At 70.4% G+C, this 14854-nt stretch carries 18 protein-coding genes; 16 read left to right on the forward strand and 2 right to left on the reverse strand.

Going from position 1 to position 14854, the window contains the following annotated elements:
- The first annotated feature begins 128 nt into the window (after positions 1–128).
- From V7D63_RS04050 to V7D63_RS04075, 6 genes are read left to right on the forward strand one after another with little or no spacing between them, the layout of a single operon-like run.
- The gene (locus V7D63_RS04050) at positions 129–1193 is read left to right on the forward strand and encodes an MBL fold metallo-hydrolase (RefSeq protein WP_333590975.1); all 1065 of its coding nucleotides are present in this window, start codon (positions 129–131) and stop codon (positions 1191–1193) included.
- On the forward strand, positions 1190–1960 hold the full coding sequence (locus V7D63_RS04055; protein WP_333590976.1) for an enoyl-CoA hydratase: 771 nt from the start codon (positions 1190–1192) through the stop codon (positions 1958–1960). Before V7D63_RS04050 ends, V7D63_RS04055 begins: the two co-directional genes overlap by 4 nt.
- A 35-nt stretch (positions 1961–1995) precedes the next feature.
- Complete coding sequence (locus V7D63_RS04060; RefSeq protein ID WP_333590977.1) at positions 1996–2490, forward strand: GNAT family N-acetyltransferase; 495 nt, start codon at positions 1996–1998, stop codon at positions 2488–2490.
- A gap of 40 nt (positions 2491–2530) precedes the next feature.
- Positions 2531–3085 (forward strand): DUF1285 domain-containing protein, encoded by a 555-nt coding sequence (locus V7D63_RS04065; protein ID WP_333590978.1) that lies wholly within the window; start codon positions 2531–2533, stop codon positions 3083–3085.
- Positions 3082–3735, forward strand: coding sequence for a CoA pyrophosphatase (locus V7D63_RS04070; protein WP_333590979.1), 654 nt, complete (start codon positions 3082–3084; stop codon positions 3733–3735). Before V7D63_RS04065 ends, V7D63_RS04070 begins: the two co-directional genes overlap by 4 nt.
- Positions 3732–4937 carry a CCA tRNA nucleotidyltransferase gene (locus V7D63_RS04075; protein WP_333590980.1) on the forward strand — a complete coding sequence of 402 codons (1206 nt, stop codon included), beginning with the start codon at positions 3732–3734 and terminating at the stop codon, positions 4935–4937. Before V7D63_RS04070 ends, V7D63_RS04075 begins: the two co-directional genes overlap by 4 nt.
- Here V7D63_RS04075 and V7D63_RS04080 read toward each other — a convergent pair.
- Positions 4852–5862, reverse strand: coding sequence for an endonuclease/exonuclease/phosphatase family protein (locus V7D63_RS04080; RefSeq protein WP_333590981.1), 1011 nt, complete (start codon positions 5860–5862; stop codon positions 4852–4854). The genes V7D63_RS04075 and V7D63_RS04080 overlap by 86 nt on opposite strands.
- 66 nt (positions 5863–5928) lie before the next feature.
- Between V7D63_RS04080 and V7D63_RS04085 the strand changes: the two genes are divergently transcribed.
- From V7D63_RS04085 to V7D63_RS04125, 9 genes are all read left to right on the forward strand, one after another.
- Entirely contained in the window at positions 5929–6399 is a 471-nt protein-coding gene (locus V7D63_RS04085) for a DUF4112 domain-containing protein (RefSeq protein WP_333590982.1), read from the forward strand.
- Between the two features lie 144 nt (positions 6400–6543).
- Entirely contained in the window at positions 6544–8022 is a 1479-nt protein-coding gene (locus V7D63_RS04090; protein ID WP_333590983.1) for a DUF2793 domain-containing protein, read from the forward strand.
- 5 nt (positions 8023–8027) lie between these two features.
- Positions 8028–8174: a hypothetical protein gene (locus V7D63_RS04095; RefSeq protein WP_333590984.1), complete on the forward strand. Its 147-nt coding sequence runs from the start codon at positions 8028–8030 to the stop codon at positions 8172–8174.
- Entirely contained in the window at positions 8171–8437 is a 267-nt protein-coding gene (locus V7D63_RS04100) for a hypothetical protein (protein ID WP_333590985.1), read from the forward strand. Before V7D63_RS04095 ends, V7D63_RS04100 begins: the two co-directional genes overlap by 4 nt.
- The gene (locus V7D63_RS04105) at positions 8434–8817 is read left to right on the forward strand and encodes a M15 family metallopeptidase (RefSeq protein WP_333590986.1); all 384 of its coding nucleotides are present in this window, start codon (positions 8434–8436) and stop codon (positions 8815–8817) included. Before V7D63_RS04100 ends, V7D63_RS04105 begins: the two co-directional genes overlap by 4 nt.
- A complete protein-coding gene (locus V7D63_RS04110; RefSeq protein ID WP_333590987.1) occupies positions 8814–9278 on the forward strand; it encodes a hypothetical protein in 465 nt (154 codons plus the stop codon). The genes V7D63_RS04105 and V7D63_RS04110 overlap by 4 nt, the downstream gene beginning before the upstream one ends.
- 367 nt (positions 9279–9645) lie before the next feature.
- Positions 9646–10473, forward strand: coding sequence for a flagellin (locus V7D63_RS04115; RefSeq protein ID WP_333590988.1), 828 nt, complete (start codon positions 9646–9648; stop codon positions 10471–10473).
- 95 nt (positions 10474–10568) lie between these two features.
- Positions 10569–10853, forward strand: a complete 285-nt coding sequence (locus tag V7D63_RS04120) for a flagellar protein FlaG (RefSeq protein ID WP_333590989.1) — start codon at positions 10569–10571, stop codon at positions 10851–10853.
- A 141-nt stretch (positions 10854–10994) separates the two neighbouring features.
- Positions 10995–11831: a flagellin gene (locus V7D63_RS04125; protein WP_333590990.1), complete on the forward strand. Its 837-nt coding sequence runs from the start codon at positions 10995–10997 to the stop codon at positions 11829–11831.
- Positions 11832–11837: 6 nt separating this feature from the next.
- Here the strand turns inward: V7D63_RS04125 and V7D63_RS04130 are convergent, their stop codons facing one another.
- On the reverse strand, positions 11838–11963 hold the full coding sequence (locus V7D63_RS04130) for a hypothetical protein (protein ID WP_333590991.1): 126 nt from the start codon (positions 11961–11963) through the stop codon (positions 11838–11840).
- 117 nt (positions 11964–12080) lie between these two features.
- Here V7D63_RS04130 and V7D63_RS04135 point away from each other — a divergent pair, with 117 nt between their 5' ends.
- Positions 12081–14789, forward strand: coding sequence for a transcriptional regulator (locus V7D63_RS04135; RefSeq protein WP_333590992.1), 2709 nt, complete (start codon positions 12081–12083; stop codon positions 14787–14789).
- Positions 14790–14854 lie beyond the last annotated feature (65 nt).

Below are 14854 nucleotides of genomic sequence, written 5' to 3' on the forward strand. Positions count from 1 at the left end.
ATCCGCGCGCAGCCTTGGCTCCAGCCGGGGGCGGGGTCAAGGCCGAGATGCGGCTGAGGCTGGACACGGCGGCCTAGACGCCGATGGGAGATCGGCTTATGTCGGATCAGTTTCGATTGGAGACGCACTTGGCCGACGGCGCGCCGACCTCCCCGACGCGGGGCCTGACCTATCCCTTCGGCGATCCGCCCGCGCCGGGCGCGGCGATCGAGGTCGCGGCCGGGGTTCTGTGGTTGCGTCTGCCGTTGCCGATGACGCTGGACCATATCAACGTCTGGGCCTTGGCCGACGGGGACGGCTGGATGGTCGTGGACACCGGCCTGCGCACGCCCGCCTCGATCCAGGCTTGGGAGGCGGCGCTGGCGGGCCCCCTGGCCGGACGGCCGGTGACGCGCGTCCTGTGCACCCACATGCACCCGGACCACATCGGCCTGGCGGGTTGGCTGTGCGAACAATTCGACGCGCCCCTGCTGATGTCGCGGCTGGAGTACGTCACGGGGCGGATGCTGGTCGCCGATACGGGACCGGCGCCGGAAGCGGGCGCCGTCTTCTATCATCGCGCGGGCTGGACGACGGAGCAGATCGCGCGTTGGCGTTCCGGCTACGGCATGTTCGGCAAGGCCGTCGCGCCCCTGCCGACGGCCTATGATCGTGTCCGCGAGGGCGATTGTCTGAGCATCAACGGGGCGGACTGGCGCGTCGTCGTCGGCGACGGCCACAGCCCCGAGCATCTGTGCCTGTGGCGCGAGGCGGACGGGGTCTTCATCTCGGGCGACCAGATCCTGCCCAAGATATCGTCCAACATCTCGATCTGGCCGACGGAGCCGGGCGCCGATCCCCTGGGCGACTGGATGGCGTCGCTGGCCAAGCTGCGCGCCCTGTTGCCGGACGACCTCTTGGTCCTGCCTTCGCACGGCGAGCCGTTCACCGGCGTCCATGCGCGGCTGGACGCTCTGACGCGGGGTCATGAGGTGGCGCTGAAGCGACTGCGGCGCACGTTGAAGACGCCCAGCCGGGCCGTCGACGTTTTTTCGGCCCTGTTCGCCCGCCCCGTCGGCGACGGCGTGCTGGGCATGGCGACCGGCGAGGCGCTGGCGCATCTGAACTATCTGAATGACAAGGGACAGGCGGTCAGCCGGATCGACGCCGAGGGCGTGGTCTGGTGGTCGGCCCAAACGGAGATGACGCAATGAGCGAGATCGAAACCCGGCTGGAGAACGGCGTCCTGACGGTGACGCTGAACCGGCCCGACAAGAAGAACGCCATCACCCAGGCCATGTACGCCGCGCTGGCCGAGGCGGCCGAGCGGGCGCGCACCGACGACGCCGTGCGGGTGCTGCTGTTCCGGGCCGAGGGCGACAGCTTTTCGGCCGGCAACGACATCGGCGACTTCATCGCCCTGGGGTCACAGGGCCAAGGCCCGACCGACATGCCGGTGTTCCGTTTCCTGAAGGCCCTGGCCGATCTGGACCGGCCCGTCGTCGCCGCCGTGAAAGGCCGCGCCGTCGGCATCGGCCTGACCCTGCTGCTGCATTGCGACCTGGTGGTGGTGGCCGAGGACGCGCTGTTGTCCGTGCCCTTCGTCAATCTGGCCCTGGCCCCTGAGGCCGCGTCCAGCCTGCTGCTGCCGCTGACGCTGGGCCATCAGCGCGCCTTTGAACTGTTCGCCCTGGGCCAGCCGCTGGACGGCAGAACCGCTCACGCCTGGGGCCTGGCTAACCGCTGCGTGCCCGCCGATCAGGTCGAGGCCGCCGCCGCCGATCTGGCCGCCCAGGTCGCGGCGCGGGCGCCCAACTCCATCCGCAAGACCAAGGCCCTGATGCGCGACGCCGAGGCCCTGTGGGCCATCATGCAGAGGGAAGGCGAGGCCTTCGGCGGCCAGATGAAGAGTCCCGAGGCCATGGAGGCCTTCATGGCCTTCACCCAGAAACGCGCGCCGGACTTTTCAAAAGCCGGTTGATCCGCACGCGCAACGGCCCTATCGGCGCGCGCTCAATGTCGAACGCCCCCGCCCCCCTGTCGAATTCGGCCGTGCAAGCCGAAACTCCCGCCGACGCCTCGGCCGTGGAGGCCCTGGTGCTGGCCGCCTTCGGGCCGGGCCGCTTCGCCAAGACGGCCGAGCGGCTGCGCGAACAGGCCGGGATCGAGGCGGGCTTCGTCGTCCGTGAGGGCGGCCGCATCGTCGGTTCGGTGTGGTTGTGGCGGGTCATGGTGGGCGAGACCCCGGCCCTGTTCCTGGGTCCCATCGCCGTGGACGCCGCCAGCCGTCGCGCGGGCCTGGGCGCTGATCTGGTGGCGGCCTGCGTCGATCATGCGAAGAGGGCGGGAACGGCCGGGGTGCTGCTGGTCGGCGATCCGCCCTATTTCTCACGCTTCGGCTTCCAGGCCGCGCCGGACGCGCGCATGCCGGGACCGGTCGATCCTCGGCGGGTCCTGTGGCTGCCGGTCGCGGCCCAGGCGCCGACGGGAATGACGCGCGCCGTCGTCTGACGGCTTTCGCCCAGGCGCGGGCGGGTCTAGGTCTGGACCCATGACCGATGCGCCCTCCACGACAGGACTGGCCGGCGTGGCCCAGGCGGCGCGCGCCGAGCGCGGTCTGCCGCCGGTGCATCTGTGGAATCCGGCCCATTGCGGCGACATTGACATCGTCATCCGCGCCGACGGCGTGTGGATGCACGAAGGCAGTCCCATCGGCAGGGCCGAACTGGTGCGGCTGTTCTCGACGGTGCTGAGGAAGGACCCGGACGGCTATCACCTGGTCACGCCGGTCGAGAAGCTGAGGATCACGGTTCAGGACCTGCCGTTCCGCGCCGTGGCCGTGGAGCGCGAAGGCGACGCCCTGATCTTCTTCACCGACGTCGGCGATCGTACGACGGCGGGACCGGCGTTTCCCATCGTCGTCGAGACCGATCCGGCCACCGGCGAACCCGCGCCGCGCGTGCGGGTGCGGGCCGATCTGTGGGCGCGGATCGTGCGGCCGGTCTTCTATGAACTGGTCGAGACGGCGCGGCTGCGGGACGGGCGGCTGACCGTGGCGTCGGGCGGCGTCGATTTCGACCTGGGCGCCGTGGAGACCTCCGCGTGAGCCTGGAAACGCTGAAGGCCCGGCTGGTCGAACGTCTGCGCCCGGTTTCGGACTGGTCGCCGGACCCCGCGCCGACACGCTCGGACTATGATCTGAACCCGGACCTACGTCAGGTCGGGCGCACGCTGCGGCCCGCCGCCGTCCTGGCGCCGGTCATGGCCCATGCGGACGGCGCCACGGTGCTGCTGACCCGTCGCGCCGACAGCCTGACCAGCCATACGGGCCAGATCGCCTTTCCCGGCGGTCACCTCGATCCCGGCGAGACGGCGGTGCAGGCGGCCCTGCGCGAAGCCTGGGAAGAGGTGGCCCTGGCGCCCGCCTCGGTCGAGGTGCTGGGGCTGGGCGACGCCTATGAGACCGGATCGGGCTTTCTGATCACCCCGGTGGTCGGCTGGGTCACGCCGCCGGTCATGTTGGCGCCGTCGCCGGACGAGGTGGCCGAGGTGTTCGAGACGCCCTGGGACTTCCTGATGGACGTGGCCAACCACCGCCGCGACCACCTGGAGATGAACGGCGTACGTCGCTTCTTCTGGGCCATGCCATGGAACGAGCGCTACATCTGGGGCGTAACGGCGGGTCTGCTGAAGGCCTTGCACGGGCGATTGTACGGCGCGGGCGACGCGGCCGCCGAGACCGAGGACGCGGCATGACCGACCGCCTGCCGCCCACCGACTGGCTGAATGATCCGCGCACCGTGGCCGTGATGGACGCGCTGGAGATCCAGGGCGGTCCCGACTGCGCCCGTTTCGTCGGCGGCTGTGTGCGCAATGCGCTGGTCGGCAAGCCGGTGCTGGACATCGACATCGCCACCCGGCTGACGCCCGACCGCGTGATCGCGGCGGCCACGGCGGCGGGGCTGAAGCCCGTGCCGACCGGGGTGGAGCACGGCACCGTCACCGTGGTCTCGTCCAAACGCCCCTATGAGGTCACCACCCTGCGCCGGGATGTCGAGACCGACGGCCGTCGCGCCGTGGTTGCCTTCACCGACGACTGGGCCGAGGACGCCGCGCGCCGCGACTTCCGCCTGAACGCCCTCTATGCCGACCGATCCGGTGTGATCTTCGATCCGACGGGCCGTGGGATCGAGGATGCGAAGGCGGGCCGCATCGTCTTCGTCGGCGAGGCCGAGACCCGCATCCGCGAGGACGCCCTGCGCATCCTGCGCTTCTTCCGCTTCCAGGCGCATTTCGGCCGGGGCGACCTGGACGCGGACGGGCTGGCGGCCTGCGCGCGCCTGTCGGAACTTGTCGAGGGGTTGTCGGCGGAACGGGTTTCGACCGAACTGCTGAAATTGTTGGCCGCCGACGATCCGCGCCCGACCGTTCGGTCCATGGCCGAGGCCGGGGTGTTGGCGCGTGTCCTTCCAGGCCACGCCGGCCTGTCGGTGTTCGAGACCATGGTCGATGTCAGCCCCGATCCGGCCCTGCGCCTGTCGGCCCTGCTGCCCGCCGACGCCGATGTCGTGCGCGAGGCGGCGGCGCGGCTGCGGCTGTCGAACGCGCTGCGCGACCGACTGGCCGCCGCCGTCGACGACGGGACGGTTCAGGCGGTCTCCACGGCGGTTCAGGCGCGGGCGGCGGTCTATCGTCTGGGCGGCCGGGTGGTGCTGGACCGGCTGGCGCGGCGTCAGGCGGCGGGAGCCGATCCGACGACCTTGAGTGAAGCGCGGGCCGTGGCGACGGACTGGACCCCGCCGCGCCTGCCCGTCGGCGGGCGCGAGATCGCGGCCCTGGGGATCGCGCCGGGACCCGAGACCGGCCGCCTGCTCAAGGCGTTCGAGGCGGCGTGGATCGCGGCGGATTTTCCAACGACGGGCCATGCCCAGCGTCTGGCGCGGCTCGCGCGCGGCTGAAGACGGTGATCACCGGGGCGTGGTCCGACCCGGTCGGCGCGCCCAGGCGACGCGAGGTCAGGGCCAGGCGCGGCGAATAATAGACCTGGTCGATGGTCACCCGAAACGCGCCGGGCACAAACGACGGCCAGGTGCCGGGCCATCCCGGCGCGGCCCAGGCGCCGTTCAGATCCTTGATCAGCGTGCCGACACGGGCGGTCGAGACGCTGTTGAAATCCCCCGCCAGGATGAAGGGCCGCGCATCGTCGCCCTTCAACTGGGCCAGGCGTTCGGCGTGGCTCAACTGGCCCCACTGGTAGCGGAACGGCCAGGGCCGGGTCATGTGGGCGGCGATCAGGCGCACCGGACCCAGCGGCGTCTCCACGACGCCTTCCAGCCCCCAGACCGGATCGCTGAACCGCGTTTCGGTCAGCGGCCAGCGTGAGGCGATGACGGTGCGCGAGCGGCCGTTGGCGCCGTCATGGACCCGTGACGTCAGCCGATGCGGGTGGCCCGTCAGCAGCCGATCCAGATGCGGCGTCACGGCGTCGCCGACCTCGACCAGCATGACGATGTCGGCCTGGGACGCGGCCACGGATCGGATCTGGGCCTCCACATCCGGGTTTCTGGCCCACAGATTGGCGGAATAGACGGTCATCGCCGGACTGTTCGGCGCGGGCGGCGCGCGGGGCGGGAACCACTGGGACCAGGCGGCGGCGGCCAGCAGTCCGGCCACGGCCAGGCTCAGCAAGGCGACGCGCCGCATCGACAGCACCAGGGCCAGGACGGTCAGCACGACGGCGCAGGCGAAGGCGGGCGCCGGGAACTGGGCCAATATGTCCACCCAGCGGTGGCCGATTCCGCTGAACGCCGCCGCCCCGATCACCGCCAGGGCCAGGGCGGCGCCGACGAAAGCCAGGGTCAGAAACACACGAAAGATGGACATGGGACGTGTTCTCGGTGAACGCTGCTCGCCATCAAGCGTTACCGCAGGCGGTTAACGGGAGACCTCATGGCCAAGCGCAGCATCCGCGATATCGAGAAGATATGGTCCAATGTCGAGGGCGTGCGGAAACTGTCCGACCGCGCCGTCGGGTTCGGCCCGTTCAAGATCGGCATGGACGGCCTCTTGGCCTTCGTGCCCATCGTGGGCACGGCCTACACCGTCGGGGCGGGCGGCTGGCTTCTGATCCAGGGCTTACAGGCCAAGGCCTCGCCCGCCACCCTGGCGCGGATGATCGGCTATCTGGGCGTCGACAGCGTGCTGACGGCCGGGGGCGAGTTCGTTCCGTTCGGGGCCGATCTGCTCGACGTCGTCTTCCAGGGCCACGCCTTGGCCGCCGGCGCCCTGCAAAAGGACATCGAGAGCACCCACTGGGTCGAGGCCGACGAACGCGAGGCCAAGGCTTCGGGCGAGCACGACCGCCATCTGGGCGTCATGCGCGACACCGGGAAACGCCGCATCGTCTATCTGCACGACTGAGGGTTGCGCCCAACGCCGTGAACCGTGCGCGCCTGACGGCCCGCCGCCTTGATTTCTAAGGACTTCCGCTAGGCCTGAAGACGCCGACGCGCCTGGGCTTGCGCGCGCTGGATGCTGATCTCCGTCAAACGACGGAGATCGACAGTGAGCGACGACCACAGCGCCCGCCTGGGGCTGCCCTATCTGGCGGCCGGGCAGATGCAGAAACATGTGACCCTGAACGAGGCCCTGACCCGCCTCGACGCCCTGACACAGACCGCCGTGATCAGCCGCGGTCAGGCCGCCCAGCCCGGCGGTCCCGACGACGGCGACCTGTACATCCTGCCTGTCGGCGCGACCGGCGCGGCCTGGACGGGCCAGTCGGCGGGGACGCTGATGCGGTTCGAGGCCGGCGGCTGGAGCGTCGTGCCCACGCCGGACGGGCTGATCGTCGTGGTGCTGGACGAACCGGCGGTGGTGATGCGGCTGGACGGCGGCTGGGCGCCGTTGGGCCAGACCCTGGGCGAGATTCAGGGGCTGAGCCGCCTGGGCCTGGGCGCGACGGCGGATGCGGCCAACCCCTTCTCCGTCAAGCTGAACAAGGCCCTGTGGGCGGCGCGCGGCCCGGGCGAGGGCGGCGACGGGGACCTGCGCTTCACCTTCAACAAGTCGAGCGCAAGCGATGTGCTGTCGCTGTTGTTTCAAAGCGGCTGGAGCGGCCGGGCCGAGATCGGTCTGATCGGCGACGACGATCTGAGGCTGAAGGTCAGCCCCGACGGCGCGACCTGGGTCGACGTCCTGTCCGTCGATGCGGAGACCGGCCGTTGCGCTTTTCCGCTGGGCGCCGCGCGCATCGAGACCACGGTGTTGACCGCCGACGGCGGCTGGACCTCGCCCGCCTGGGCCTGCTGGGTCGAGGCGACGGTGATCGGCGCGGGCGGCGGCGGCGGAGCCGGTGCGCAAGGATCGGCCGGAACCGTGCGCTTCGGCGGCGGCGGCGGCGGCGCGGGCGGGATCAGCCAGGCGCGGCTGCCCGCCTCGGCCCTGTCGGGCGGCGTCGTTGCGGTCGTCGGCGCGGGGGGCGCGGGCGGGACCTCGGCGGGCGGCGCGGGCGCGGGCGGCGGCGATGCGACCCTCAGCCTGGGCGGAACGGTCATCCTGACGGCGCGCGGCGGTGCGGGCGGTGCGGGCGGTGACGCGGTCTCGGGTCTGGGCGGAGCGGGCGGGGCCGGAGACGGATCGGGCGGCGCGGGCGGCGCGGCCTCGACCGTCGCCAGCGGCGGTGCAGGCTCTACGACCTCGGCCGCGCCCGGCGGCGGCGGCGGCGGCGGCGGTCTGGACGCTTCGGACACGGCGCGTGCGGGCGGGTCGGGCGGGGCCGGGGCCGGGCTGCGCGTCTCGGCGGCGGGCGGTGCGGGCGGTTCGGGCGCGGCCGGGTCCGCCGGATCGGTCTCGCCCATGCCCGACCTGTCACGTGCGGGCGGCGGCGGGGGAGGCGGCGGCGCCTCGATTTCGGCCGGTCACGCCGGGGGCGCGGGCGGCGGGCGCGGCGCGGGCGGCGGCGGCGGCGGTGCGGGCGCGACCGGCTTCGGCGCAGGCGGCGCCGGTTCGGGCGGCGTCGTCATCCTGACCGCGATCGGATGACGGCCGTGACCGTCGACCGAAACCCGGACCACCGCGTGCCCGACGTCGAGACCTGGGACGCGCCCCGCCGACTGAACCCCGACGACTGCCGCGTCGAAATCGGCGGCCGCGAACGCGAACCGCCCCGCTTTGATGAAGAGGATGATCAATGAGCGCACCCGAACCCCTTCCCCTGGCCGAGGCCCGATGGCTGTGGCGGCGGCTCTATGTCTATGCCGTCAGCGGCCTGGCCTGGGGCCTGTTGGCCTGGGCGGTCGGCCGCGCCCCGGTCGAGGCCCTGCCGGTCCTGGCCCATGGACTGATGATCCTGCTGGGGATCACCATGGTGCTGTATCTGGTCGCGCCCTCGGCCCAGCAACTGGTCAGCCTGCTGGCCGAGATGCGGCTGCGCCTGGCGGCGGGAGGCGGGCGATGAGCTTCGCCCTCTCGGCTCGGTCACACGCGCGGCTGGACGGCGTGCACCCGGCGCTGGTCGGCGTGGTGAAGCGCGCGATCCAACTGACGCCGGTGGACTTCATGGTCGTCGAGGGGCTGCGCGGCCCGGCGCGTCAGGCCGCCCTGGTCCGCGCCGGGGCCAGCCGGACGTTGAACAGCCGCCACATCACCGGCCATGCAGTCGATCTGGCGGCCCTGGTCGATGGGCGGTTGCGCTGGGACTGGCCGCTGTATCCGCGCATCGCCGGAGCCATGAAGGCGGCGGCGGCCGAGCGCGGCGTGGCCCTGATCTGGGGCGGCGATTGGAAAAGCCTGAAGGACGGCCTGCATTTCGAGCTGGATCGGCGGGCGTTCCCATGAGGGCGCCGATCCTGAACGCCCTGACGCCGTGGGGCTGGGCGGCGGCGGGCCTGGCGGGTCTGGTCGTCCTGGTCCTGGCGGCGGGGGCGCTGGGTTTCCGCTGGGACCCCTTGCGTCTGAGCGAAAAGCGGCTGGAGCGCACCCGCGCCGAACTGGCCGTCGCCCAGGCCGACGCCGACGCCCGCCGTATCGAACAGGCGGCCGAGTTCGGGCAGCGCGCCCGTCTCGACGCCCATCACCGACAGACCACGGCCGTGACCGCACTGACCGTCGCGGCCCAGACCGAAGCCAGGAAGGCCGCTGATGCCGATCACCCCCTCGACGCCGCTCGTGTTGCTCGTCTGCACGACCTTGACCGCGGCCTGTGCCGCCTCGCCCCCGATCTCGAAGGCTGCGCCGCCGCGCCTGGTCCTGCCCGAACCGTCGACGCGGCCCTGCGCCCTGGCGACCCTGCCGGTTGAGCCGACTCTGGGGGACCTGGAGACCGCCTATGCGGCGCGCGGCGCCCAGATCGCGGCCTGCGACGCGGCCCGACGGCTGGCTGTCGAGACGCTTCTGGCCGAGCGCAAGGCGATCGACGCCTGGCTTGCGGGGGCCTGGGGCGGTCCCGCCCGGCAGAAATGACCCGGCGCCCGGCAGTTTCTGCCCGGCCCGGCAGGTTTTGCCGGGCGAGGGGTGTGGTTAAGGTAAGGTAACGCAGTAAAAACAGTAACTTGGCGATGCGGCGAAATTTCGGCCTCTGGTCCGCTCCTTGCTGCGAGAGGGCCGAGCAAAATGCTCCCGGCAGCCAAAATGGCGTCGGACACCTTGAAAGAAGGACTACGTGCCATGGCGCTGAACAGCGTTAACACGAACATGGGCGCTATGATCGCCCTGCAGAACCTCCAGTCGACCAACGACGAACTGGCCACGGTTCAAAACCGCATCAACACCGGCAAGAAGGTCAACTCCGCCAAGGACAACGGCGCGGTGTGGGCCATCGCTCAAGGTCAGCGCGCCGAGATGGGCGCCCTGAACGCGGTCAAGGACAGCCTGCAACGCGGCCAGTCGGCCGTGGATGTCGGCATCGCCGCCGGTGAGACCGTCTCCGATCTGCTGTCGCAGATGAAGGAAAAAGCCCTGGCCGCGACCGATGCGTCGCTGACCACGGCCGCCCGTAACGCCCTGAACGAAGACTTCGTGGCTATGCGCAAGCAGATCGCCTCGACCGTCTCGAACGCCAAGTTCAATGGCGTGGCCGTGATCTCCGGCACTGCCGGCTTCAAGGCCCTGGCGAACACCGGCGGGTCGAGCACGATCGACATCGCGGCCGAAAACATGACCCTGTCGGGTTCGGTCGTGACCCTGTCGTCGACGGCCCAGATCACCACCCGCACGATGGCTCAGGCCCGACTGACGGCGGTGAACACCTCGATCGACAACGTCTCGGCTTCGCTGGCCCGTCTGGGCACCGGTTCGAAGGCCCTGGGCACCCACCTCAGCTTCGTGGGCAAGCTTCAGGACACCATCGAGTCGGGCATCGGCAACCTGGTCGACGCCGATCTGGCCAAGGAGAGCGCTCGCCTCCAGGCGCTGCAAACCAAGCAGCAACTGGGCGTGCAGGCTCTGTCGATCGCCAACTCCTCGACGTCCATCCTGCTCGGCCTGTTCCGCTAAGGAACAGATCGCGGAAGGGCGGGGCCTCGCGCCCCGCCCGACCCGCGCGAGCGTTCTTAACCGGAGACGCCGGGTAAGGTCCGGCGGCTGGAGACATGAATGCCAATCCGAAAATAGCACCCGTCGCGGTCGCGGCGGTCGGGTCTGGAGGAGCCTGCGACGGCTTCGACGCCCGGCACTCGTCGGCGGCCCAGGAGGCGGAACGCGCCGCTCGCTACAGACTGGTGATCGAGGAAGGCCCCCAAAAGGGGTCGTTTGTCTATAAGACCCTCGACCGCGTCACCGGCGAAGTCGTGCGCCAACTGCCCCGTGAAGACGTCGTCCGCATGATGGACGAGGGCCGCTACAGCGTCGGCGCGGTGGTCGACACCACCGCCTGAGCTGAAACCCGCTTCAAGCCTCGACGCCGCGCAGGAGCGATCCGCGCGGTTAAAGCACGTGGTGAATCGCCGTTAACCATACGCATACGACTCGCCCCTTAGGCTGATGTGGAATCAGACCCTTGGGGCTTCGAGAATCGAATGACCAACAGCGTTCACACCAACGCCGCCGCCGCCATCGCGCTGCAAAATCTGACGAAGACCAATGAGCGTCTCGGCGATGTCCAGAACCGGGTCTCCACGGGCCTGAAGGTCCAGGGAGCCAAGGACAACGCCGCCATCTGGGCCATCGCCCAGGGTCAGCGCGCCGACATCGGCGCCCTGTCGGCGGTGAAGCAGAGCCTGGACCGCGCCACTTCGATCGCGGACGTGGCTCTGTCGGCGGGCGAGTCGGTCTCGGACCTGCTGAACCAGTTGAAGGAAAAGGTCGTCGCGGCCAAGGATCAGTCGCTGAAGACCCAGTCGCGCCAGTTGCTGGACGCCGACTTCAAAGCCCTGCTGCGCGCCATCAAGTCGGCCGTGGACAACGCCGCCTTCGACGGCGGCAACATCCTGAACGGCACGCTGACTAACGGCATCCGCTTCCTGGCCAACGCCGACGCCTCGGCCTTCGTGACCCTGTCGGGCAAGAATCTGACGCTGGGCGGCTCGATCATCGAACTGTCGTTGTCCGACAGCCTGTTGACCATGACGGGCGCGACCACGGCCTTGAACAAGCTGGACGATTCCATCACCCAGTTGAACGCCGCCCTGGGCGAGCTGGGCGCCCAGGCCAAGCAGATCACGGCCCACAACAGCTTCGTCTCCAAGCTGATGGACACGCTGGAATCGGGTGTCGGCAACCTGGTGGACGCCGACCTGGCCAAGGAAAGCGCGCGGCTTCAGGCCTTGCAGGTGCAACAGCAGCTCGGCGCCCAGGCCCTGTCGATCGCCAACTCGGCGCCGCAGATCATCCTGTCGCTGTTCCGCGGCGGCTAAGCGGGCCTAGGAATAACGCGGCGGCGCGGCTCGGCCGATCAGCATCGGCGCGACGGTTCGACGGCGGGGGGATTTGGTTCCGAACCCATACAGGGCCAGGACGGATTGCAGCACGCTAAGCGGAAAGAGCATCGGACGGCACTCCCAGCGAGATACGCGGCTTAACGAACATCGTGATTCTCAGTTCCCGTCGAATCCTCAGCCTGTCTTAACCCCTGTGGGTCATGCTGACGGCTGGAGCCTTCCGCCTTGATCAACAACAGCTATCTGCTCGGCCTGTACGGCCTGTCGGGTTCGACCGCACAGGATGCGACGACGAGCGCCTCGCTGTCGGCGGCGGCCAAGAAGAAACAGCCGACCCCGCCCTGGGACGCCAAGGCCGCGGTTCCCAAGCCCGACGCCCTGGTGCGCGCCGCCCTGGGCGGGCGCCGCATCATCGACGAGAATTCGGCCAAGCTGGACCTGACGGGCGCCTCGGCCGACTACAAGAAGCTGTTCGCCCTGTACCAGGGGCTGGACACCTTGACCGCCCTGACCAATCGCGCGGCGGTCAAGGGGCTGGCCTCCAGCGAACAGAGCCTGTTGGACAAGCGTTTCGCCTCGGGCCTGGCCGAGGTCCATGCCTATCTGACGGCGACCACGCTGGACGGCGTGCGCATGGTCGCGGGCGTCTCCTCGACCACCAGCAAGTCCACGGCGGGCGTGCCGCGCGACAGCGCCCGCTCTCTGACCGGGCCGATCCATGAAGGCTCGCCGGATGACGCCGTGGCCGCCTTCGCGGGCGACGTGGCCTTCGACATCACCTTGAAACGGACGTCCGGCGACGTGACCGTCAACATTGATTTGTCCGAGATGGGGGCGACGACCCGCAGCCTGACCGAGGTCCTGGGCTACATCAACGGCAAGCTGGAGGCGGCGGGCGTCGAGACGCGGCTGGGCCGCGAACTGATCAAGGCCGAACCGAAGACGATCACCGCCGGCGGCAAGACCGTCACCCTTCCGGCGGGCGCCGACCGCTGGGCCTTGGTCATCCGGGGCGTCAGCACCGAAACGGTCGGCTTTTCGGCCGCCGACGCATCCGACGCCGCCTATGTGGTCCAGGGTTATGGAGCCGCCGGTGGAAAACAGGTGCTGAAATTCACCGCCGATCAGACCGGGGCGGCCCGCATCGGCGAGACCCAATGGGTCGACGGCCGGGTTTCGCAGACCGCCCTGCCTGACGGCGTCGACGCCGTGCGGGCCTCGGCCGCCGCGCCCGACGGCGGGATGTGGATCGTCGCCGACCTGACCGCCGGGCCGGACAACCAACCGATCAAGGGTCAGAGGGACGTGGCCCTGATGAAGCTCGATTCGGCCGGGCGCGTGGTCATGACCCGCGCCATCGGCGCCGCCTCGACCGCCAGCGGTTACGCCATAGACGTGGACGCCAATGGCCGTGTCGCCGTGGCCGGATCGGTCGTCGGCGCCCTGGAGCCAGGCAGGACCGGCGATGCCGCGACCGTCGCCGACAGCTTCGTCACCGTCTTCGACGCCGAGGGCCAGGAGGTCTGGACCCAACGTCGCGGCGCCCGCGCCGAGGACGAGGCCACGGCCGTCGCCTTCGGTCCCAACGGCACGGTCCAGGTCGCGGGCCGCGCCAAGTCGGCCATGCCGGGCGAGGCCGCCCAGGGCGGCTGGGACGGCTATCTCCAGACCTTCAGCGAAAGCCAGGCGCACATCTATGCGCCGGTGGTCGCCACGGCCTCGGCCACGCGCCAGTTCGGCACGACGGGCGACGATTCGGTTCAGGCCATGACCATCGACGGATCGGACCTCTACACCGCCGGGGTCGAGGACGGACGGCTGACGGTGCGTCGTTTCGCCCTGGACGGATCGGGCGTTCCCACCCTGGTCTCTAGCCGCGACCTGGGTCTGGCCAGCGGGGATGTGGCCGGAATCTCGGTCTCGGGCGGACAGGTGATCCTGAGCGGCACGACGCGCAACGCCGCCCTGGACGTAGCGACGACGGCCGAGGCCCATCACGGCGGCCAGGACGCCTATGTCGTCAGTCTGAGAACGGATCTGGCCGCCGACGCCGCCGACCGCGTCACCTATGTCGGCGGGGCGGGCGACGATACGGCGGCCGATGTGAAGGTTGTGGACGGCAAGGTCTGGCTGACGGGCGTCAACGACCGGGCCGAAGGCGCCAAGGCGACCGATCCGACCCGCGCCTATCTGACCCGGCTGGACGCCGTCACCGGCGCCATCGACTGGACCCGGAACTGGTCGGGCGACAACGATCAGGCCGCGCCGATGACCCTGGCGGTCGTCTCGAACGGCGCCAGCGTGCTGGACCGGCTGGGCCTGCCTCAAGGCGACATCGACCAGAAGGATTCCAAACGGCTGATCGACGCCACCTCGCTGCGGGTTGGCGACCGTTTCTATGTCTCGCCCGCCTCGGGCGGCCGGGCCGCGGCCGTGACCATAGAGGCGCGCGACACGCTCCAGACCCTGGCCCGCAAGATCGAACAGGCCTCGGGGACCAAGCTGAAGGTCACGGTCTCGTCCGACAGCGAAGCCAAGGCCGAGGCGGGCGCGCTCAGCGGCGTGGCCGGCGGCTTTCAGCGGCTGACCATCACCGCCCGCGACGGCAAGGTCGGCGCCGTCATCTCGGCGGGCGAGGGCGGGCGCGACGCCCTGGCCGGTCTGGGCCTGTCGCCCGGCTATGTCGGCCCGTCCAGCGGCGGCGACGCGCTTCAGACCTTCGGCCTGAACCTGCCCAAGACGCTCAGCCTGGCGAACCCCGCCTCGGTCAAGGCGGCGGGCGAAGCCCTGCAAGCGGCGTTGAAGGCGGTGCGCGACGCCTATCGCGCCCTGGCCCCCAAACCGGCGGCGTCCGCCGGGTCGGGAACCGTGCCCGCCTATCTGACCAATCAGCTCGCCAACTATCAGGCCGCCCTGGCCCGCCTGGGCGGTTAGGGACGCGGGCCGGCCGCATTGGGCGTTGACTGTCGAAGGGCAGGCGGGGTTATTGGACCCGTCCA

The organism is Brevundimonas sp., assembly GCF_036732845.1.
GTDB lineage: Bacteria > Pseudomonadota > Alphaproteobacteria > Caulobacterales > Caulobacteraceae > Brevundimonas.

Bases quoted from the DNA above. Each gene is read 5' to 3' on its own strand.
- V7D63_RS04055 (WP_333590976.1), top strand. From the start codon at position 1,190: ATGAGCGAGATCGAAACCCGGCTGGAGAACGGCGTCCTGACGGTGACG.
- V7D63_RS04060 (WP_333590977.1), top strand. From the start codon at position 1,996: ATGTCGAACGCCCCCGCCCCCCTGTCGAATTCGGCCGTGCAAGCCGAA.
- V7D63_RS04065 (WP_333590978.1), top strand. From the start codon at position 2,531: ATGACCGATGCGCCCTCCACGACAGGACTGGCCGGCGTGGCCCAGGCG.
- V7D63_RS04075 (WP_333590980.1), top strand. From the start codon at position 3,732: ATGACCGACCGCCTGCCGCCCACCGACTGGCTGAATGATCCGCGCACC.
- V7D63_RS04080 (WP_333590981.1), bottom strand. From the start codon at position 5,862: ATGTCCATCTTTCGTGTGTTTCTGACCCTGGCTTTCGTCGGCGCCGCC.
- V7D63_RS04085 (WP_333590982.1), top strand. From the start codon at position 5,929: ATGGCCAAGCGCAGCATCCGCGATATCGAGAAGATATGGTCCAATGTC.
- V7D63_RS04100 (WP_333590985.1), top strand. From the start codon at position 8,171: ATGAGCGCACCCGAACCCCTTCCCCTGGCCGAGGCCCGATGGCTGTGG.
- V7D63_RS04105 (WP_333590986.1), top strand. From the start codon at position 8,434: ATGAGCTTCGCCCTCTCGGCTCGGTCACACGCGCGGCTGGACGGCGTG.
- V7D63_RS04110 (WP_333590987.1), top strand. From the start codon at position 8,814: ATGAGGGCGCCGATCCTGAACGCCCTGACGCCGTGGGGCTGGGCGGCG.
- V7D63_RS04115 (WP_333590988.1), top strand. From the start codon at position 9,646: ATGGCGCTGAACAGCGTTAACACGAACATGGGCGCTATGATCGCCCTG.
- V7D63_RS04120 (WP_333590989.1), top strand. From the start codon at position 10,569: ATGAATGCCAATCCGAAAATAGCACCCGTCGCGGTCGCGGCGGTCGGG.
- V7D63_RS04125 (WP_333590990.1), top strand. From the start codon at position 10,995: ATGACCAACAGCGTTCACACCAACGCCGCCGCCGCCATCGCGCTGCAA.
- V7D63_RS04130 (WP_333590991.1), bottom strand. From the start codon at position 11,963: ATGCTCTTTCCGCTTAGCGTGCTGCAATCCGTCCTGGCCCTGTATGGG.